Source organism: Acinetobacter sp. YH01024 (genome assembly GCF_013420195.1).
In the GTDB taxonomy this organism is placed as follows: Bacteria; Pseudomonadota; Gammaproteobacteria; order Pseudomonadales; family Moraxellaceae; genus Acinetobacter; species Acinetobacter amyesii.
The window spans coordinates 31,509-51,644 of the sequence record NZ_VOYQ01000012.1; the positions used below are offsets into that span (position 1 = coordinate 31,509).

The following is a 20,136-nucleotide window of genomic DNA, read 5'->3' on the forward strand; positions in this document are numbered from 1 at the left end:
TTTTTACTTGGATGAAGCCTAATATTTTCAATAGAAATTATTTTATTTGTAATTTTCTCAAGCCTTATACAAAGGATGGTAGATCAGGAATATGAGAAGGGGGAGCTTTAAAATTGGTGAAATTTGCTATCTCAGTGATGAAATTTTTTTAAGAAAATCTACATGAGCATATACATCTATAGTCAGCTATTATTTTTTAGTTGATGGTTTGAAGTGCAAAAACCTTGTTAGGCCCTATTTTCAATTTAATAAGCAATTTCCAAGTTTTATAAAAACAATAGATAGAACAAAATGTTATCGAGCTGAATATATAGAAGTAAATATCTTATTCTGTAAGATGAGAAGGATATATCAATTAATTGATTTTAAATATTTTGTTTCATAATTTTATGCTGTTTGCTCTATAGCTTCTAAATGAGTATTTTTATGAAATACGCCATTTGTTCATTGATTTAACATCAGGCTGTGATGCGAAATATAAATGTTAGAAACCATTAAAAGCGCCCTGATAAGACAGAAAATGCTGTTCATTTCTTTGAGAAATTGTATGCCCATAAGTACAAGTATCTAAGCCATTAAAAAGCAGTGCGGACACTGCTTATTAATTCATTTAGAATGTGTTGCTCAAGCAATCACTTCTGAATAAAGAGATTTGATGGAGCCCTATCTCAATCAAAAACTTAGTTTTTGCTGGTTTTTAAGCTCTGAGTTAAACCGTTAATATCGCCACCTTGGATACCGAGCTCACTCATCAAGCTATCAATCAGTGGGGCCTGGCTGCGGTAGCGTAGGGCGCTATTCACCACTTGGTCTGACAAGGCAACATTACCACTACCTTCGTGGTGAGCATCACCTTGGCAAGAACCTGCATGACCACCATTTAGGCCATTCACTTGCAAAATCTTAATGTCATCAATGTTTTCCATTGGTTTCACACTTTCGCGAATGATTTCAGGTAAGTATTTCAGCATCGCTAAACGAATTTGCATTTCAACCTGTTCAGATGACAATACGTTGTTTGCTTCGTTCACTGCACGTGTACCTTCAGCATCAACTTGGTATTGTTTTTCCATCGCTTGAGCCAAGAGAACTTTTGCGTCAGCTTCACCTTTGGCTTTTAAGCGAACTTTTTCAGCTTCGGCTTCAGCTGCAATACGAATCGCTTCTGCATCATCTGCTGCTGCTTGTTTACCTGCTTCTGCCGCGACAGTAATGGCAATCGCATCTTTCTCCGCTTTTTCTTTCGCAGAGACTAATTCGACAGCTTTTTGACGTTCAGCTTGTTGGATCTGACGAACGGTAATCACTTCTTCTTCGGCTTTTACCGCTTGAGCACGTGCTTGATCGGCATGTGCTTTAGCTTCAGATTCAGCACGAGATTTTTCTGCAATAGCAATGGCACGGTCTTGCTCAGCCAACTCAATGGTTTTCTTTTGTTCCACTTGGGCTTGCTGAATAATTTGTGACTTTTGAATATTTTGATTTTCAACGTCACGTGCAGCAGTAATACGCTTTAAGTCAACTTCACGTTCAGCAGCAATACGCGCTTCTTCGGCTTCACGTTTTTTAGCAGCTTCTTGTGATGCAATTTCTGCAAGCTGTTCTGCACGACGGATTGAAATTTCACGTTCTTGTTGCAGTTTTGCATATTCTTCTTCACGCAAAATTTGTAGACGTGCTTGTTCTGCTTCTAAGTTCTTGGTCTTGATTGCAAGATCTGCATCTTGCTCAATCGCATTACGTTTACGACGACGGTCTTCAATGGTTTCTGTCAGTTTAGTTAAACCTTCAGCATCGAACGCATTTTGTGGGTTGAAGTATTTAAAGCCTGTTTGGTCTAAGCCAGTTAATGAAACGGTTTCAAGTTCCAAACCGTTTTTATGTAAATCTTCAGACACCACTTGCTGAACTTTTTGAACGAAGTCGACACGTTTTTCATGCAATTCTTCCATCGCCATTTCTGCGGCAACTGCACGTAGAGAGTCAACGAATTTACCTTCGACCAAATTTTTAAGCTCATTTGGTGACATGGTCTTTTGACCTAACGTTTGTGCTGCTGTAGCAATCGAATCTGCGGTTGGTTTCACACGGACATAGAACTCCGCCATCACGTCGACACGCATACGGTCACGTGTAATCAGCGCTTGGTCATCTGCACGGCGAACTTCAAGACGTAGGGTGTTCATATTGACAGGGATAATTTCATGCAGCACCGGAAGCACAATAGCACCGCCACCTAAAATCACTTTTTCACCGCCGAAGCCTGTACGCACAAATGAAATTTCTTTACTTGAGCGACGATAAAGTCGAGCAATAATAAAACCAATAAAAATAAGTGCGGCAAAAATTATCCCGACTGAAACAAGGATACCGCTTGGAATAATGTCTAACATGGACGTTTATCTCTTTTGTTGTAGTTCAAGTTAACCCTCTAAAGTGCTAACAAGTTTGGTTTAAAAATCAGTATTTTGTTGACTCATCATGACTTCGAGATTTGCTGAACGTATGACGCGTTAAATGTATTTATATGGTGTTAAAAGAACTGATCGAGCATCAATTCATTCAAAATTTAGAGCATGGTGGCTTGAAAGCCTACATTTGTTTTTTGGGTTAAAACCACTGATTGACCTTGGCTGAAAATTTCATCTTGTTCAGGTTCAACCAAAATATAATGGGTCAATCCGTGTTGATCTTTGACTTTGGCTTGAGCAGGAGACTGTGGTCGTGCATCACCCAAAATGATCGTGGCCGTTCTACCGATCAATTCATCACTATAAATGGCGGTTGTTTCATCTTGCGGTAAAATACGGGCAATGAGCATTGCGCTAAAACGTACGAAGGGCATGCACAGAAAAATACAGGCTGGTGCAATAATCCATGCACTGAACATCATACTGGTCATTTGGTTAACGATGGCTTGAATAGCAAAGCCCAACAAACTATAGACACATAAGAAAATGATGAGCCATACAAACAGTGGAATACGACCCAAATACAACCAATCGAGCACACGTGTCACGATACCTGCATCGGCATCTACACCTAGCTCTGTATTATGACCAACATCCTCAGGTAGGAATTGATCTAAGAAGCCTTGAGAACCCCCCCCTAAAATTGTTAACACAATCTCAAAAAGTCCAAACAAGAACATTAAGCAGAGACTGATGCTAAACACGATATTAGACGGGTGAGTAAACAATTCCCACATTATATTTATCTCTATATTTATGCTTATAAAAAATCAAAAAAAATAATTCTGGCTGAATTTTTTTCAGTAAATAAAATAACATTATCTGTCGAAATTGTGTAAAAAAATTACAGATCAGATTAACAAAAAGTCGGCTTTTATGTGAGCTATTACTAAGTTTTTCTTCAAAAATAGTTTATCAGTTAATTTGGATGAACTAAATCCAAAGAGGATGGCGCATCTACGTTTATACATTTAAGATTTAAGTCATTGTGATCAATCAAATTTTCAGTCTAATTGCAGATATATAAGTGGTCGTGCTCAAGGGAGAGAAATGGCCTGTTAAACGGCACAGAAAACAATGTTAGGAAATGTAAATTTATAAGCGTCACAGCAGTGCTGAGGGCTTTGCCGTGACTTTCGATGTCATATGAAGATTTGAACTGGCGTTCAATAGAGCGCTTTTTAGTAAGCTTTAACCCTTTTTATAACAATGAAGTTTGAATGCGTACTTTCATATCTAAAGCCGCTTGAACAATAAATTTTTTCATCCACTTCACTTGTTCGCCCATCGGATTGGTTTTAATCGCAGTGTCTAAAAAGCCCATGCTTTCAAGTTGAAACAGTTGCTTTTCGATCTCTTCCTCTAACTGGGTGCTATTGGCTGCGAGCGGGAAATGGATTAAGTGAAATGCTTTGGGAAAATTATAAAAAGCATAGAGCAGATTAAATGCACGTTGATCGGCCTTTAAATTGCCAGCGCCAATTTCGTAGCCGCGATCTTGGTTACTGTGAGTCACCCCAATCAAAAATTCGAGTTTATTGTCCAAAAGTCGTAGGCCGAACTGAAGGCCAATTTGGTCAGCACTCAGCTCATGTTGGATAAAGTTATTCAGCGGGCTGCCGTCATCATTTAAGGCTTCTTGGAGCACAAGCATGTGTGAAGAATGCTGATAAATATAGCCAGCAAGACCTGCTGCTTCAATCAGCGACTTTAAGGTTTCAAGCGTATAGTGACTATATGGCATATCAATAACTATTGGAGAGTGATATAGCTACTTTAGGTACTTTGAGCGAGTTTGAATACCGATTGTTTAGAGGATTTAGCGATTAGTTAATTGATAAAAAATTGCGTAAACTTAGGGATCTCGGACTAGAATAATAATGAAATTGATAAGTCTATCGTATTAAATTAATTAAAATTGATAAGCAGTATCAGACAATTTGTATATGACGAATAAGAATATCAATATCACAAAACAAGCAATCGTTATGAAAGCTTAATCACTATAATGTATATATATCTTTAAAAGTGTAATAAGTACACATATTCTAAGCTGGTGTTGTCCATGTCATTAAATGAGGAAAGACTTACTCATCTTAAACAGCTTGAAGCTGAGAGTATTCATATCATCCGTGAAGTTGCTGCTGAGTTCGAAAACCCAGTCATGCTGTATTCAATCGGTAAAGATTCAGCGGTCATGCTGCATCTTGCTTTAAAAGCATTCTATCCTGCCAAACTTCCATTCCCACTACTGCATGTAGACACGGGTTGGAAATTTAAAGACATGATTACTTTCCGTGACAACATGGCAAAAGAGCATGGCTTTGATTTGATCGTGCATCAAAACAAAGAAGGTAAAGACGCAGGCGTGAATCCGTTCGATTACGGTAGCTCAAAATATACTGACATTATGAAAACTCAAGGCTTAAAACAAGCACTTGATAAATATCAGTTTGATGCGGCTTTCGGTGGTGCGCGCCGTGACGAAGAGAAATCTCGTGCCAAAGAGCGTGTTTACTCATTCCGTGATACTAAACACCGTTGGGACCCTAAAAACCAACGTCCTGAACTTTGGAATCTTTACAATGGTAAAGTGAACAAAGGCGAAAGTATTCGTGTGTTCCCATTGTCTAACTGGACTGAGTTGGATATTTGGCAATACATCTACCTCGAAAATATTAAATTGGTTCCTTTGTACTTGGCTGCTGAACGTCCAGTGGTTGAGCGTAACGGTACTCTGATCATGGTTGATGATGAGCGTATGCGTTTGAACGAAGGTGAAGTGCCACAAATGAAATCGGTGCGTTTCCGTACTTTAGGTTGTTACCCACTTACAGGTGCTGTTGAATCAACTGCAACAACTTTACCGGAAATTATCCAAGAGATGCTTTTAGCCACCACCTCTGAACGTCAAGGCCGTATGATCGACCATGATGAAGCAGGTTCGATGGAAAAGAAAAAGCAGGAAGGTTACTTCTAAGAATCTCATAATCTCCCCCTAACCCCCTCTTTACGAAAGAGGGGGAACTCCCGAGAAAGAACGGAGCCAAGTCTCCCTTTCTTAAAGGGAGATTTAGAGGGATTAAAAAGATTCAGAAACCGATTTCAAAAGAATATGTGGAGCTTTGAGCAATGTCTCATCAATCAGATTTAATTAGCCAAGACATCTTGGCGTATTTAAAACAACACGAAAATAAAGACCTTCTTCGTTTCCTCACTTGCGGTAACGTTGATGACGGTAAATCGACTTTAATCGGCCGTTTGCTTTACGATTCAAAATTGATTTATGAAGATCAATTGCAAGCCGTGACTCGTGACTCTAAAAAAGTCGGTACTACGGGTGATGCACCTGACTTGGCTTTACTTGTAGATGGTCTGCAAGCGGAACGTGAGCAGGGTATTACCATTGACGTGGCTTACCGTTATTTCTCTACTGAAAAACGTAAGTTCATCATTGCTGACACCCCGGGGCATGAGCAGTACACACGTAACATGGCAACTGGTGCGTCGACTGCCGATTTAGCGATCATCTTGATTGATGCGCGTTATGGCGTTCAAACCCAGACTCGTCGTCACTCATTTATTGCGAGTCTTTTGGGTATTCGTAATATCGTGGTTGCAGTGAACAAAATGGACTTGGTTGAATTCTCTGAAGCGCGCTTCAATGAAATTCAAGCAGAGTACAATGAGTTTGTAAACCAATTGGGCGACCGTAAACCTGCGAACATTATCTTCACGCCTATTTCTGCGTTGAATGGTGATAACGTTGTAAACAAATCGCCAAATACACCGTGGTACCAAGGTCAGACTTTAATGGAGACTTTGGAAACTGTTGAAATTTCGCATGATACGAGCAAGCACGAATTCCGTTTCCCAGTTCAATATGTCAACCGTCCGAACCTCGATTTCCGTGGCTTCTGCGGTACGATTGCACTTGGTGAAGTGAAAGTTGGCGATACCATTACTGCATTACCATCTGGTAAGTCTTCGACTGTTAAAGAAATCGTGACTTTTGACGGTAACTTAGACCATGCTGTTGCAGGTCAAGCGGTAACACTTACGCTAAATGATGAAATTGATATTTCACGTGGTAACGTTTTAGTTAAAGCAGGCGAACAGCCATTAATTTCACGTTCTGCACGTGCCTCTGTGGTATGGATGACAGATGCGCCTTTAGTGGTTGGTAAACTGTATAACGTGAAGTTTGGTACACAAACCATTCCTGCGAAAGTTGCGAAAATCAACTACCGTACCAATGTAAACACATTGGAAAAAACGGAAGTTGAACAGCTTGAATTGAATGCGATTGCTGATGTAACCATCGAGTTTGATGCGCCAGTGGTATTTGACCGCTATCAAGACAGCCGTTACACAGGTTCATTTATCTTTATTGACCGTTTAAGCAACGTAACTGTTGGTGCGGGTATGGTTGAGTCTGCAGTGGAATGGACTGCACACAACGAGCCTGTTACTGCTGAAGCACGTGCTGCACGTTTAGGTCAAAAACCTGCTGCGGTAACTGTGACTGCTAAAGCCCTTGAAAATGCGCAAGCGATTGAAAGCTTGTTGATTCAACAAGGTGTGGTTGCGATTGCGAAAGCTGGTTTAACTGTAGAGCAGGTTGCGCTGGTTCGTGAGACTGGTGTAGTTGTGATTACGGATACAGCTGAAGGTACTGATGTGACTTATACAGTCGAGACTGCTGAAGAAGTTGCTGAGAAAATTGTTGAGTTGGTTCGTTTGTAATAGATTGAATTGATTTAAAAAAAGACCCGCTGAGAAGCGGGTTTCTTATTTAGGACTCTTCGGGTGTCTTTTTTGTTTTTTCTAGACTTGGAATAAGTTTTTCTAAAATTGAGTCGGATTTTACATTTTCCATTCCATCGGCTGGATTTTTTCTAAATGCTTCTAAATTAATTTCTAATAACTTAGCTTGTAGATAAATAGATTCATCACTTTCAGAATTTAGAGTTTTTATTTCAGTTTTATACTTTTCAAATGAACGAGCTAAAGCTTCTTTATGTCCATATTCTTGTTCTAATTTGGAATATCTATTGAGGTTCAAATTGGCAACCGTAGCAATCCAAATGAGTGGAATATTAAGGATTAATCTAACAGTTATAGAGGTTATAGTGATTTGATCAATATTGTTGAAGTCAATTGTCAAAAAATTAAATCCAGCCAAAAGTACTAATGCACCTATAAATACATATAAATTATTTTTCCTGTTCTCTTTTGCCTGATTATCTTTCTCATAAAAGCCGCCAGCTAATCCAGCATTGCTAGCTTGATTTAAAACTTTTAAAGCTTCTTTTTCGGTTTCTTCTAATGTTTCTAATCTCTGAGATAAAACTTGTTCTAAAGATTGGTTGTTTTTGTCACCAAAAATTTTTAGATAAAATTTATCTAAAGCATTCTTTTGTTTGTTGAAAGTAGTTGAGTAAGATGAAATTTTTTCACCAGCGTCATTAGTTTCATCAATAAATATGTAGTCGTAGTAATCGTCAATTTCTTGGTATTTCTTTTTAATTGCTTGCTCACGTGAAGTTTCTATACCTTCTACAATAACGTCATTATTGAATAGGTAAGAGTGTACGTCTTTTGCTTTAGTTGCTAGTTGATCTAGTTTTTGACTATGACTTAATTCTTCACCTTCATTTGCAGCAAAATATTTCCTGAACTCGATTTTAAGTTTATCTGATTCATTGTATAAATCAGCTAGATTCTCAGAGTCTAGTAATTCTTTAAGAGTTTGTGTTGTAGTTGTTCCGTCTTCGTAAGTGTGTTCCATTAAAGATTTTAAAGATGAAACCTCATTCTTTAATTGTTGTAATTCTTTAAATTCCGCAATTAATAGCTGTTTCTGTGCTTTAACATCTACTATTTCTGTTTGAAGTTGCTCTATTTCGGCTCGTATTAATTTTGCAGCGGCAGTTCGTCCATCTGTAATATGTTCTAGATTATCTGCAAGTGTGTATTTACTTGAAAGTTTTCCATGTAATGCACTTAATTGTTTAAGTGCTTGTTCAACTTCTTTGCGCTCTGTTTGTGTCATGCCTGTTGAAAGCATATCGCGTATTTTCCCCATAAAAAACAAACCATAAATAGTAATTATGGTTAAATATTACACTTTTTTTGAATGTGTTTGATAATGATTTTATTTTGATATAAGATATATCTTAAATAATCTTAAGGTGTATCTTTGCGATGTCAAATTCAGACCTTCTCGATGGTCGCGATAGTCCAGTTAAAACCCGAAAACGCCTGTTTGAAGCAGGGCACATGAAACTATTGGTACTGCATCTCATCTCCCAAGCGCCTAAGTTCAGCTACGATATTATCAAAGATGTCGGCGCAATCGTCGGCGGTGGCTACAGCCCAAGCACAGGGACGATTTACCCAACGCTGAATTACCTTGAAGAACAGCAATACATACAAGCAGAACTAAATGCCGAAGACCGTAAACAATACAGCGTCACGCAGTCAGGCTTAGCGCATCTAGATGCAGAAAAAGCCACAGTAGAGAAAATCCTGTGCCGTTTTGATACCCGAAAGCAAATCCACAACAACGAACAATACGTCGACATCAAACGCGCGATGGAAAACCTAAAAGCATCACTACGCATCAAGATTCAGCACTGTGAACTGACACCCGAACAGGTCTATGCCATTGCAGAAAAAATCGATCAGGCGGCAGTCGAAATCAGCCGTATGGAGGTGTCTTAGTGAAACAGCATCAATATGAAATTACACTCAAACACATTGCCGATGCGCAGGGCAATCCATCGACCTATACTGAAGCTTTGCAGTTTAAGGCCTACAACCATGATGATATGTTTAAGGTGCTGGAGCATTTGAGCAAAGCGCAATTGTTAGATGGTGAAAAGACCAAAGCCTTTGCCGTTGGTCTGAAACTGTTTGGTGAAACTTTGCTGGAAAATAAAGACATCCCTTTATTTAAGGAGTTTTTACCGCAATTTATTGAATTTATGAAAACTCTAAAACAAACCGTGAAAACTCAAAATGCACAATCAGCAACGATAGAACAAGGTGAAAGCCATGAATAATCTCCCAAAATTTCATCCTAAGCATCTTACGTGGTTAATGCCTTTGATCCTATCTGGCATTATGAGTGGTGCTATTTCTTGCTTTAATATTTTTTTAAAAGTAGGTGCGGTTGAGGGCTTCTTAGGAATTTGGTTACATGCTTGGAGCTTATCGTGGATGATGGCATTTCCACTTATTTTGATCGTGTTGCCATTGGTGCGTAATACGTTAATGAAGTTTGTGCGTCTACCAAATGAGCCTGCATCCAAATAAAAGGAAAATTTGCTTAGTCATCGTCTGAGTGTGCTTGCATCGCGCTTAGAATGATGGCTGTTAATTCAGTCAGTGATTTGACACCTGCAATACGTTGAATCACTTGCCCTCGATAAAACAGCAAAGTTGAAGGTAAGCCATAGACGTTATAGCGCAAAGTCAGTATCGGTGAGGAATCAACGTTCACCTTGCCAAATTTGAGCCGTGCATGCTCTGCTGACATTTGGCTTGCACACTGCTCAAATACAGGATAGTTCTGCACACAGGGCGCGCACCAGTCAGCATAGAAGCGAATCACGGCAAAACCATCAAACCATTCATAGTCATGGGCGTTATCTTCATTGTATTCAATGATCTGAGACATGCTCGGCCTATTATTCATTTACGAAATACAGTACAGATTATACATAAGTCCATGTTTATTCATTCTGTGCCATTTCTATGTTCAAATAGTGCAGAGATAGATGAATAGTCAATAATTGAAAAGGAAAAACAATGTCACAGCAAAGCATGCAGCAGGTCATTATTACTGAACCGGGCGGTGTTGATAAACTGGCTTATGAAACGGTAGCCGTACCTACAGCGAAAGCAGATGAAGTTTTGGTTAAAGTGCATGCTTTTGGTATCAACCGTCCAGACATCTTACAGCGTCAAGGCTTGTACCCAATGCCGAAAGGGGTAACACCAGTACCGGGCTTAGAAGTAGCTGGTGAGGTTGTTGCGGTTGGTGAAGCTGTTACCCAATTTAAAGTGGGCGATAAGGTTTGCGGACTGACCAATGGTGGCGGTTATGCAGAATATTGCGTGGTGCCTGAAAGCCAAACCATTGCGATTCCTGAAGGCGTCAGCTTTACCCAAGCGGCAGCCATTCCTGAAACCTTCTTTACCGTATGGGCCAATGTATTCCAAATGGGTAAAGCCAAAGCAGGTGAAACGGTGCTGATTCATGGGGGAACCAGTGGTATTGGAACCACAGCAATCATGCTGTGTAATGCCTTGGGCATGAAAACCTTTGCTACGGTCGGTTCAGATGAAAAAGTAGCAGCGATCTCTGATATCACACATGCGATTAACTACAAGACTCAAGACTTTGAGCAAGTGATTAATGAAGCGACCAATGAGCAAGGTGTAGATGTCATTCTAGATATCGTTGGAGCACCGTATTTGGCGCAGAACCTCAATCTATTGCGTCGTGATGGTCGTTTGGTCTATATCGCATTTTTAGGCGGTGCAAAAGCCAAAGAGGTGAAATTGGGTCAAATCATGATGAAGCGCTTGACGATTACAGGCTCAACCATGCGTGCGCGTAATACTGCAGAAAAAGCAGAGATTGCCAAAGGCATTCAGGAAAATGTTGTTCCGTTATGGTCTAAAGGTGAATGCCTGCCAATGATTTACAAAACATTTAAGTTTGATCAAATTCAAGAAGCACATGCAGCCATGGATACAGGCGACCATGTGGGTAAGATTGTGGTTGAAGTGATCTAAAGGATTATTTTTAAAACGCGATGTATTTGCAGGGTGTTTTAAAATAATAAAAGGGGGCGATGTCCCTCTTTTTTATTGTCTTACTAAACTTTAGGCATAAAAAAACCAGCTTATCGCTGGGTTCTTTATTACACCATCTTCAGTAGTAGAAGAATGGTGCCCGAGGCCAGACTCGAACTGGCACGCTTTGTGGGCGGGGGATTTTAAATCCCCTGTGTCTACCGATTTCACCACTCGGGCTTAACAAGATTGGAGGCGGAGGTCGGAATCGAACCGGCGTACACGGAGTTGCAGTCCGCTGCATGACCACTCTGCCACCCCGCCATGTCTTGTTGATGCGTATATTAGCAAGCTCTGAAAAAAAAACAATAGCAGATTCATCTGTATGAGCATAAAAGCAGCATACAAGGTAAAAAATTTAATATAATCATGTATTATGTGCAAAATTGATTCATATCATCACTTGGAGAAGTGCCGTGGCATTAGTTTTAGATGGTCGTGCATTGGCGAAGAAAATTGAAGCTGACTTGTTGACTCGCGTAGAAGCGCTAAAAGAGAAAACTGGTCGTACCCCAATTCTTGCGACTATTTTGGTAGGTGACGATGGTGCATCTGCAACTTATGTACGTATGAAAGGGAATGCTTGCCGCCGTGTTGGTATGGATTCATTAAAAGTTGAGCTTCCTAAAGAAACCACAACTGAGCAATTGCTTGCTGAAATTGAAAAATTGAATGCAAATCCAGATGTTCACGGTATTTTGTTACAACACCCAGTACCTGCTCAAATTGATGAGCGTGCATGTTTCGATGCGATCTCTCTTGAAAAAGACGTAGATGGCGTGACTTGCTTAGGTTTTGGTCGTATGGCGATGGGTGAAGCTGCGTATGGTTCTGCGACTCCTGCAGGTATCATGACCATTCTAAAAGAAAACAACATTGAAATCGCAGGTAAACATGCGGTTGTTGTGGGTCGTTCTGCAATTTTGGGTAAACCAATGTCTGCGATGCTACTTGAAGCGAATGCAACAGTGACCACTTGCCACTCACGTACTCAAAACTTAGCTGACTTTGTTAAGCAAGCTGACATTATTGTGGGTGCGGTAGGTAAAGCTGAATTGATTCAAAAAGATTGGATCAAACCGGGTGCAGTGGTTGTTGATGCTGGCTTCCATCCACGTGATGGCGGCGGTGTAGGTGATATCCAATTGGTGGGTATTGAAGAAATTGCTTCTGCGTATACACCTGTTCCGGGTGGTGTAGGCCCAATGACCATTACAACGTTGATTCGTCAAACTGTTGAAGCTGCTGAAAAAGCTTTAGGTTAATGTTGTCGGTTTTTCCTTCTCCCTCTGGGAGAAGGCTAGGATGAGGGTGCTTTTTATAAATAATCCTCTCCCTAACCCTCTCTTGCGCTTCAATTTAAAAGCAGTGCTTTAAATTTTGCTCAGGAGAGGGAACTTCCGATCTTAATTTAGGCTTATATGACACTAAAACTCTGCATATTCGAAAAATAAAATTCTAATGAGCTGTACTTTCCAATTCCCCCAAGCCCCTGAACATTTACTGAAAGCACTGCATGAAGTCATTCCGCATTGTGAATTACATGCACAACAGTTGCCTGAAACCCCCATTTCTTTATGGTTGATACCGCCTGTATTTCCAACCGATAAATTGGATGATGAAGTCATTCGTCGTATATGGAATGATACGCCGTATTGGATCTTTTGTTGGGCTTCAGGGCTTGCAATGGCGCAGTGGTTGTTGGCAGAGCCGCATCATGTCAAAGATAAAGTCGTGTTGGACTTTGGTGCAGGTTCAGGCGTGGTGGCGATTGCCGCGAAAATGGCAGGGGCGAAACGCGTGATCTGCTGTGACATCGACCAAGTGAGCCTAGATGCATGCCGTGCCAATGCAGAGCTAAACAATGTTGAACTCGAATATTTAGATGATCTGTATAAAGCGGAGCAAGTCGATATTTTATTGGCTGCCGATGTGCTGTATGACCAATGCAATCGTTTCTTTTTGGATGAGTTTTTAAAGTTTGCTCCTGAAGTGTGGGTGGCAGACAGTCGTGTGAAAAACTTTAGTCATCCTAAATATGAAAAACTCGATGAACGAAGCGCGACAACATGGCCTGATTTGGATGAATCACCTGAGTTTCGTAATGTGAGTTTTTATAAAACCCTATAAATATTAAACCCATAAAAAATAAGACGCTTTAAGCGTCTTATTTTTATCTTTTGAACAGCAAATTTGATTAAGAACAGGTATAGCGAACCACACGTAAGGTGGCAGGGCGAGCATCGAGTGCATCACGCGCGCCTAAGTTTTCAGAGTTACGTAGATCAGGAGTATTTGATAGACCGAAGTTCGCACGTGTATTACCAATTTGACGGCCGTACTGGGTATTTTCCAAAGCAGGATTTGCAATTTCGTTCACGCTTAAGATTTGTAATTTATAGGTCTTTTGCGTATTTAATACTTTTTGGCAAGCACGTTGTAATTTATTGGCATCCAGTTGTTGGTTTTGGCGACCCGCTAAAGTATATGCAAGTGTTGCGCTATCTGCAGATTTGGACTCTATTTGAAAGCCCGTTTGACCATTAAAAGCACGTGGAGTGCTTTGGCAAGCAGCCATCGACATTGCAACAATACCCAAACTTAAAACTTTGTAAATATTTTTCATCATTCATTCGCCGTGTGTATTTGTATGTTCAGTATGCCATAGTCCGTCTGTCGACTCGATGGCGAAAACAAAGAAAGCCAAAGAAGTTTGATTAAATCTTTGATGCAGCCGAAACGATGAGTAGATGGAAATGGAGATAAAAAAAGCTCATCAAAATAGGCTTTGATGAGCTTAAGTGGAATAGCAGGGCTGAGCGAATTAATCGTCAGTGATCATGCTATGTTTTTTAGTATCTTTCATGAAGACATAGGTAATTAAAGATAAACCAATCATGAATGTAATGTAGTAGAAGAAGTAGTTTTCATGGCCTGCATTTTTGAAGCTCAAAGCTACAAGTTCTGCGGTACCACCAAAGAGTGTATTTGCAATGGCATAAGGCAATGCAACACCTAGGGCACGGATGTGTGCAGGGAACAACTCTGCTTTTACTACGGCATTAATCGCAGTATAACCAGTGACAATCACCATACCGCTCATGCAAAGCATAAATGCTGTGGTTGGGCTGGTAGTTGAACCGATACCATTGAAAATAGGAATGGTAAACAGCACACCAAGCACACCAAAGGCGATCATAATTGGCTTACGACCAATTTTGTCTGAAAGCGCACCGACAGCAGGTTGTAAAAGCATGAAGATGAAAATTGCAGCAGTGGTAATTTCAGTTGCTGTGGTTTTTTCAAAGCCAGACGTGTTGACCAAATATTTTTGTAAATATGTGGTAAAAGTGTTGAACGCTAAAGTACCACCGGCAGTCAACATGATCACAGTGAAGGCTTGTTTAGGGTATTTGGTAAATAACGCTAAAGCACCTGATTTTGGACCACCATTTTTAGCTTGTTCTTGAGCTTCTTTAGAGGATTGAGTTTCAACTAAACCGCGACGAATCCAGAACACCACAATAGCGAGTAATGCACCGATGAAGAACGGAACACGCCAGCCCCATTCAGTTAAAGCTTGTTCTGAGAAATTGCGTTGTAAGATAATTAAAACGCAAAGTGCCAATAGCTGACCTGAAATCAGTGTGACATATTGGAAACTTGAGAAGAAGCCACGATGGTTTTTACCTGCCATTTCAGTCAAATAGGTGGCACTAGAACCATATTCACCACCAACACTTAAGCCTTGGAGTAAACGCGCTAAAAGTAGAATAGCGGGTGCGAGCATGCCTACAGAATCATAGGTTGGTGCACATGCGATCATCAGTGAGCCGACACACATCAACGATACAGACAGCGTTAAACCTGCTTTACGACCTTTACGGTCCGCATAAATACCCATGACCCATGCGCCGATTGGACGCATTAAGAAACCGAGTGCAAAGACTGCAGCTGCTTGTAAGAGTTTTACAGTATTGTCACCGTCAGGGAAAAATTGCGGTGCAAAGTAAAGGGTAAAGGCAGCGTAGACATACCAGTCGTACCATTCAACGAGGTTGCCGGCAGATCCGCCGAGGATAGATTTGACACGAGTTTTTCTATCCAATTGTTCAGGAACAACTGGCTCAGATGAGTTTGACACATCATTCTCCAAGGAATGAATGCAAAACATATCCATTTAAACTCTTTGGGAAAAGTTTAAATCAATATATTTTGTCGAAATGGGAGATGGAACTATATTTATTTAATTTATACTCCTGTTGTCGCAGAAAATCATGCGACTTTAGTCTATAAAATGCGATTTTTTTGATCAGATAGATTTTTCACGACTAAATGAAAACAACAAAGCCTCATCGATTGAGGCTTTGATTGGAAAAACATGCTGTTTTTGATCAGCTTGATCAATAAGTCATCATCAAATGAACCTGATCAATGCTCCTGAATTTTGGAATGGTGTTTGGTGTCTTTCATAAAGACGTAGACCAATAATGAAATAAAAATCATGATGGTTACATAGATGAAGAACCATGTCTCATAGCCAGCTTCTTTGAAACTTAGGGCAAAAAATTCTGCAGTACCACCAAAGATGGTATCTGTAAGTGCATAAACGGGGTACATCAAAACTGAAGGCTTCTGCAGCTGAACATGCAATATATAAAAGCTTGAAATAAAATTTTAAAAAAGATTAGGTTGAAAAAAAATACAAATCAACTGCTTGTAATTATGTTTGCTTTGAATATAGGTTCTGACTTTAAAATGATTGATTTCATGCTTGAGCCAGCAGGCTTTTAAACGTACATTTAAAATATAACTTCTCATTTAATGAGGAATACAAAAACTCAGCGTAAGGATATCGTGACCAAAATAGGTATCTTGATCAAAAAATCATGATCAATGAGAAAAATAATAAAGCAAAGAAAACGAAGCATTGTTGAATAAAAAGATAGAGTGGGAGGGAGCGATGAATACAGAACAACAATCAATATATGACATGGTGGTCATTGGTGGTGGAATTAATGGTGTTGGTATTGCCTGTGATGCTGCGGGGCGGGGTTTAAGTGTTTTGCTCTGTGAAAAAGACGATCTCGCGAGCCATACTTCATCTGCAAGTAGCAAATTAATTCATGGTGGTCTGCGCTATTTAGAACATAAAGAATTTCGTTTGGTACGTGAAGCACTCGCAGAACGCGAAGTTCTCCTTAAAAAAGCCCCTCATATTATTCGACCGATGCGTTTTATCATGCCACATGAACCGCACTTACGTCCGGCTTGGCTGATTCGTACTGGATTATTCTTTTATGATTATTTGGGTAAACGTGAACAGCTTGCAGGTTCAAATGGAATTGAATTTGATGTGGAAGCTAGTCCTTTAGCATCCAAATTTACCCGAGGGTTCGAATATTCCGATTGTGCAGTAGATGACGCACGCTTAGTTGTACTCAATGCAATACAAGCACGAGAACATGGTGCACAGATTCTGACTCGAACAGAATGTTTAAATGCATATAGTAAAGGTGGAATTTGGCAGGTATGTCTAAAAAATGCCAAGGGATTGCAAAATGTGCAGGCTAAAGTCTTGGTGAATGCGGCAGGTCCTTGGGTCGCTGACTTTATAAAACAGGGGTTAAAGCAAGAGTCACCTTATGGTATACGGCTGATACAAGGTAGTCATATCATTGTTCCAAAACTTTTTGAGGGTGATAAAGCTTTTATTATGCAAAATGATGATCATCGCATTGTCTTTGCGATCCCTTATTTAGAACAATTTACACTGATCGGCACGACAGATCGTGAATATCATGCAGACCCAAATCGAGTAAAGATAAGCCAAGAAGAAATCGATTACTTGCTTGATGTGTCAAATGATCACTTTAAAACTCAATTGACGCAAACGGACATCATTTCAACTTATTCAGGTGTGCGTCCGCTGTGTGATGATGAGTCAGATAATCCAGCCGCAGTCACGCGAGATTATACTTTGGCACTGACCGATGTAGAAGGGGCTGCATTACTTTCAATCTTTGGTGGCAAACTTACCACTTACCGAAAACTAGCAGAAGCGGCATTAGATCAGCTTAAAACTGTTTTTCATCATCGATCCAAACCTTGGACTGCTGATACAGCATTGCCTGGTGCGGAAAATTTAGAATCAATCGAGCAGTTGATAGCTGAAATCCAACAAAAAGTGCGAGGGGTTTCGATCAGTCTAGCCAGTCGTTGGGCACATGCTTATGGAACACGTGTTTGGGCTTTACTGAATCATTTAACTTCGATTGATGAATTGGGTCAAAACTTTGGACATGGTTTGTATGCTCAAGAAGTGGATTATTTAGTTGAGCAGGAGTGGGCGAGAAGTTCTGAAGATATTTTGCAAAGACGGACAAAGTTATATTTGCAATTCAGTGCAGCTGAAGTTGATGTTTTGGATGAATACTTAATGGCAATACGAATAAAGCAAAAAGCTCAAGATGTGGCTTAGTTGATATAAAAAAAGACCGCGCAAGGCGGTCTTTTAAATCTTCCTTAATCCCTCTTTTAAAGGAGGGAAATTAAAGGCCAATTAAGCAGATTTTTTTACAGCTTCTAAAAGTTCGTCTTGACGTACTTTAAGTGCTTTTGGTAAGCGATCACCAAGTTTGTTGAACAATTCAGTGTGGCTTTCAAGTTCTTTGATCCATTGATCTTTATCTTGAGAAGTTACAAGCTCGAATTGCTCTTTAGTGAAGTCTGAACCAGTCCAGTTCAATTGTTCGTATGTTGGAACAAGGCCGATAGGTGTTTCAACAGCGTCTGCACGACCTTCACAACGGTCAATGATCCACTCAAGAACACGCATGTTTTGACCGAAACCAGGCCATACAAAGTTACCTTCAGCATCACGACGGAACCAGTTCACGTTGTAGATACCAGGAAGTTTATTGCCAGCAGCTTTAGCTTTAGCAGCAACTTCTTCACCAAGTTCTAACCAGTGAGAGAAGTAGTCAGCCATGTTGTAACCCGCAAATGGAAGCATTGCGAATGGGTCACGACGAACGATACCTTGTTGACCAACAGCAGCAGCAGTTGTTTCAGAGCCCATAGTTGCAGCTTTGTAAACACCGTCAACCCAGTCAAATGCTTCTGAAATTAGAGGCACTGTGTCTGCACGACGACCACCGAAGATGAACGCAGAAATTGGAACACCTGCTGGATTTTCCCAGTCAGCATCAATAGAAGGACACTGACCAGCTGAAACAGTGAAACGAGCATTTGGATGAGCTGCTTTTTCTTCGCCGGTGTGTGGTTGACCTTTCCAGTTAGTTAGATTAGCAGGTACTTCTTTAGAAAGACCTTCCCACCATACTTCACCGTTGTCAGTTACAGCAACGTTAGTATAGATTACGTCTTTATGAAGAGTCGCCATACAGTTCGGGTTAGTCTTGGTATTTGTACCAGGTGCTACACCGAAGAAACCAGCTTCAGGGTTGATTGCATATAAACGACCATCTTCACCTGGTTTGATCCAAGCAATATCATCACCTACAGTTTCAATTTTCCAACCTTCGTAACCCGCTGGTGGAATCAACATCGCGAAGTTTGTTTTACCACACGCAGAAGGGAATGCAGCTGCGATGTAGTGTTTTTCGCCTTGTGGGTTTGTCACGCCAAGGATGAGCATGTGTTCAGCTAACCAACCTTGTTGACGACCCATAGAAGATGCAATACGTAAAGCTAGGCATTTTTTACCCAACAATGCGTTACCGCCGTAACCAGAACCGTAAGACCAGATTTCACGAGTTTCTGGGTAATGAACGATGTATTTTTCAGGGTTGCAAGGCCAAGCAACGTCTTTTTGACCTTCTTCAAGCGGAGCACCAACAGTGTGTACGCAAGGAATGAAGTCACCGTCAGTACCAAGTACGTCATAAACAGCTTTACCCATACGAGCCATTTTAGACATGCTTACAGCAACGTAAGGAGAATCAGTAAGTTCGATACCGATGTGAGCAATATGAGAACCTAAAGGACCCATAGAGAAAGGAACAACGTACAAAGTACGGCCTTTCATTGAACCGTCAAATAAACCATTCAGACGAGCACGCATTTCAGCTGGAGCTTCCCAGTTGTTTGTTGCGCCTGCATCTTCTTGTTTTTCAGAACAGATGTAAGTACGACCTTCAACACGAGCAACGTCAGAAGGATCAGAATTAGCAAGGTAAGAACCAGGATGTTTTTCTTGGTTAAGTTCTTGCATAGTGCCGTTAGCGATCATCAAGTCGATATAACGTTGATATTCTTCTGCGCTACCGTCACACCATTCGATTTTTGCTGGTTTGGTTAATTTGGCAATTTCTTCCACCCAAGCAATTAGCTTAGGGTGACGAACGAATTCTGGTGCGTTCACTTGGGTCATGGTGAGGCCTATCTCAAAAATGTACTAACCGTACAAAGTATAATCTGCATCATGGGTTACATCATGCAGATAAAAGATGAAAAAAAGTGGCTGTATTAAAGCATAAAATCATAAAAAAAATAAGACTAAAGAAGTGGTAGATTTTTTTTGGTAGTTAATGCTATTTAAGTTAAATGTAAATAAAATACAATAACTTAATAGATTTTATCGCGAATTTTAACTTTATTTATTAACGTGATGGACAATATTTTATATATTTATTTTTAATAAAAACAAAAAGTTGCATGTATTTGATATTTGAGAATTATTATTGATTAAATAAATGGTGGTAATTCGATTTTTACATAAAGGCGCTATTATTTGCTGTTAAATTCGACAAAATACAAAACTAAGCGGCCAAGA

General features: G+C 40.2%; 17 protein-coding genes, 2 tRNA genes and 1 pseudogene. 9 read left to right on the forward strand and 11 right to left on the reverse strand.

All coding sequences use genetic code 11. From position 1 onward, the window contains the following. Positions 1 to 680 precede the first annotated feature (680 nt). From FTT88_RS07205 to FTT88_RS07215, 3 genes are all read right to left on the reverse strand, one after another. Positions 681 to 2,393 carry a flotillin family protein gene (locus FTT88_RS07205; protein ID WP_168379214.1) on the reverse strand — a complete coding sequence of 571 codons (1,713 nt, stop codon included), beginning with the start codon at positions 2,391 to 2,393 and terminating at the stop codon, positions 681 to 683. Positions 2,394 to 2,569: 176 nt separating this feature from the next. Next, complete coding sequence (locus FTT88_RS07210; protein WP_180003922.1) at positions 2,570 to 3,208, reverse strand: YqiJ family protein; 639 nt, start codon at positions 3,206 to 3,208, stop codon at positions 2,570 to 2,572. Positions 3,209 to 3,672: 464 nt separating this feature from the next. Further along, entirely contained in the window at positions 3,673 to 4,215 is a 543-nt protein-coding gene (locus FTT88_RS07215; protein ID WP_180003924.1) for a hypothetical protein, read from the reverse strand. Positions 4,216 to 4,536: 321 nt separating this feature from the next. Here FTT88_RS07215 and cysD point away from each other — a divergent pair, with 321 nt between their 5' ends. Both cysD and cysN read left to right on the forward strand, forming a co-directional pair. After that, entirely contained in the window at positions 4,537 to 5,451 is a 915-nt protein-coding gene (gene cysD, locus FTT88_RS07220) for a sulfate adenylyltransferase subunit CysD (protein WP_078189893.1), read from the forward strand. 152 nt (positions 5,452 to 5,603) lie between these two features. Then, a complete protein-coding gene (cysN, locus tag FTT88_RS07225) occupies positions 5,604 to 7,217 on the forward strand; it encodes a sulfate adenylyltransferase subunit CysN (protein WP_180003926.1) in 1,614 nt (537 codons plus the stop codon). 49 nt (positions 7,218 to 7,266) lie between these two features. On the opposite strand, the gene FTT88_RS07230 is transcribed toward cysN, so the two are convergent. After that, positions 7,267 to 8,559 (reverse strand): hypothetical protein, encoded by a 1,293-nt coding sequence (locus FTT88_RS07230; RefSeq protein ID WP_180173822.1) that lies wholly within the window; start codon positions 8,557 to 8,559, stop codon positions 7,267 to 7,269. A 119-nt stretch (positions 8,560 to 8,678) separates the two neighbouring features. On the opposite strand from FTT88_RS07230, the gene FTT88_RS07235 reads away from it, so the two are divergent. Genes FTT88_RS07235 through FTT88_RS07245 form a run of 3 tightly spaced genes read left to right on the forward strand, consistent with a single transcriptional unit; the run spans position 8,679 to position 9,791 of the window. Next, on the forward strand, positions 8,679 to 9,197 hold the full coding sequence (locus FTT88_RS07235) for a PadR family transcriptional regulator (RefSeq protein ID WP_180003930.1): 519 nt from the start codon (positions 8,679 to 8,681) through the stop codon (positions 9,195 to 9,197). Further along, positions 9,197 to 9,538 (forward strand): DUF3861 domain-containing protein, encoded by a 342-nt coding sequence (locus FTT88_RS07240; protein ID WP_180003932.1) that lies wholly within the window; start codon positions 9,197 to 9,199, stop codon positions 9,536 to 9,538. The genes FTT88_RS07235 and FTT88_RS07240 overlap by 1 nt, the downstream gene beginning before the upstream one ends. Next, positions 9,531 to 9,791, forward strand: a complete 261-nt coding sequence (locus tag FTT88_RS07245) for a DUF2798 domain-containing protein (RefSeq protein ID WP_180003934.1) — start codon at positions 9,531 to 9,533, stop codon at positions 9,789 to 9,791. The genes FTT88_RS07240 and FTT88_RS07245 overlap by 8 nt, the downstream gene beginning before the upstream one ends. 13 nt (positions 9,792 to 9,804) lie before the next feature. Here the strand turns inward: FTT88_RS07245 and FTT88_RS07250 are convergent, their stop codons facing one another. Then, on the reverse strand, positions 9,805 to 10,155 hold the full coding sequence (locus FTT88_RS07250) for a co-chaperone YbbN (RefSeq protein ID WP_180003936.1): 351 nt from the start codon (positions 10,153 to 10,155) through the stop codon (positions 9,805 to 9,807). Between the two features lie 131 nt (positions 10,156 to 10,286). Here FTT88_RS07250 and FTT88_RS07255 point away from each other — a divergent pair, with 131 nt between their 5' ends. Continuing rightward, complete coding sequence (locus FTT88_RS07255) at positions 10,287 to 11,279, forward strand: NAD(P)H-quinone oxidoreductase (RefSeq protein ID WP_180003938.1); 993 nt, start codon at positions 10,287 to 10,289, stop codon at positions 11,277 to 11,279. Between the two features lie 154 nt (positions 11,280 to 11,433). Here FTT88_RS07255 and FTT88_RS07260 read toward each other — a convergent pair. Both FTT88_RS07260 and FTT88_RS07265 read right to left on the reverse strand, forming a co-directional pair. Beyond that, positions 11,434 to 11,519, reverse strand: a tRNA-Leu gene (locus FTT88_RS07260). A 10-nt stretch (positions 11,520 to 11,529) separates the two neighbouring features. Beyond that, positions 11,530 to 11,603, reverse strand: a tRNA-Cys gene (locus FTT88_RS07265). Between the two features lie 152 nt (positions 11,604 to 11,755). Here FTT88_RS07265 and folD point away from each other — a divergent pair. Together folD and FTT88_RS07275 are read left to right on the forward strand one after the other, a co-directional pair. Further along, positions 11,756 to 12,604, forward strand: coding sequence for a bifunctional methylenetetrahydrofolate dehydrogenase/methenyltetrahydrofolate cyclohydrolase FolD (folD, locus tag FTT88_RS07270; protein WP_078189885.1), 849 nt, complete (start codon positions 11,756 to 11,758; stop codon positions 12,602 to 12,604). A 196-nt stretch (positions 12,605 to 12,800) separates the two neighbouring features. Then, positions 12,801 to 13,469: a methyltransferase gene (locus tag FTT88_RS07275; protein ID WP_180003940.1), complete on the forward strand. Its 669-nt coding sequence runs from the start codon at positions 12,801 to 12,803 to the stop codon at positions 13,467 to 13,469. Positions 13,470 to 13,536: 67 nt separating this feature from the next. Here the strand turns inward: FTT88_RS07275 and FTT88_RS07280 are convergent, their stop codons facing one another. The 3 genes and pseudogenes from FTT88_RS07280 to FTT88_RS07290 form a co-directional block, all read right to left on the reverse strand. Beyond that, the gene (locus FTT88_RS07280; protein WP_078193296.1) at positions 13,537 to 13,965 is read right to left on the reverse strand and encodes a hypothetical protein; all 429 of its coding nucleotides are present in this window, start codon (positions 13,963 to 13,965) and stop codon (positions 13,537 to 13,539) included. 198 nt (positions 13,966 to 14,163) lie between these two features. After that, positions 14,164 to 15,483 carry an MFS transporter gene (locus FTT88_RS07285; protein ID WP_078190125.1) on the reverse strand — a complete coding sequence of 440 codons (1,320 nt, stop codon included), beginning with the start codon at positions 15,481 to 15,483 and terminating at the stop codon, positions 14,164 to 14,166. 287 nt (positions 15,484 to 15,770) lie between these two features. Next, a pseudogene (locus tag FTT88_RS07290) lies at positions 15,771 to 15,947 on the reverse strand (alpha-ketoglutarate permease); the annotation flags it as partial. 355 nt (positions 15,948 to 16,302) lie between these two features. Here FTT88_RS07290 and glpD point away from each other — a divergent pair. Then, the gene (gene glpD / locus FTT88_RS07295) at positions 16,303 to 17,820 is read left to right on the forward strand and encodes a glycerol-3-phosphate dehydrogenase (RefSeq protein ID WP_180003942.1); all 1,518 of its coding nucleotides are present in this window, start codon (positions 16,303 to 16,305) and stop codon (positions 17,818 to 17,820) included. 81 nt (positions 17,821 to 17,901) lie between these two features. Here the strand turns inward: glpD and FTT88_RS07300 are convergent, their stop codons facing one another. Then, complete coding sequence (locus tag FTT88_RS07300) at positions 17,902 to 19,734, reverse strand: phosphoenolpyruvate carboxykinase (GTP) (RefSeq protein ID WP_180003944.1); 1,833 nt, start codon at positions 19,732 to 19,734, stop codon at positions 17,902 to 17,904. Between the last annotated feature and the right edge of the window lie 402 nt (positions 19,735 to 20,136).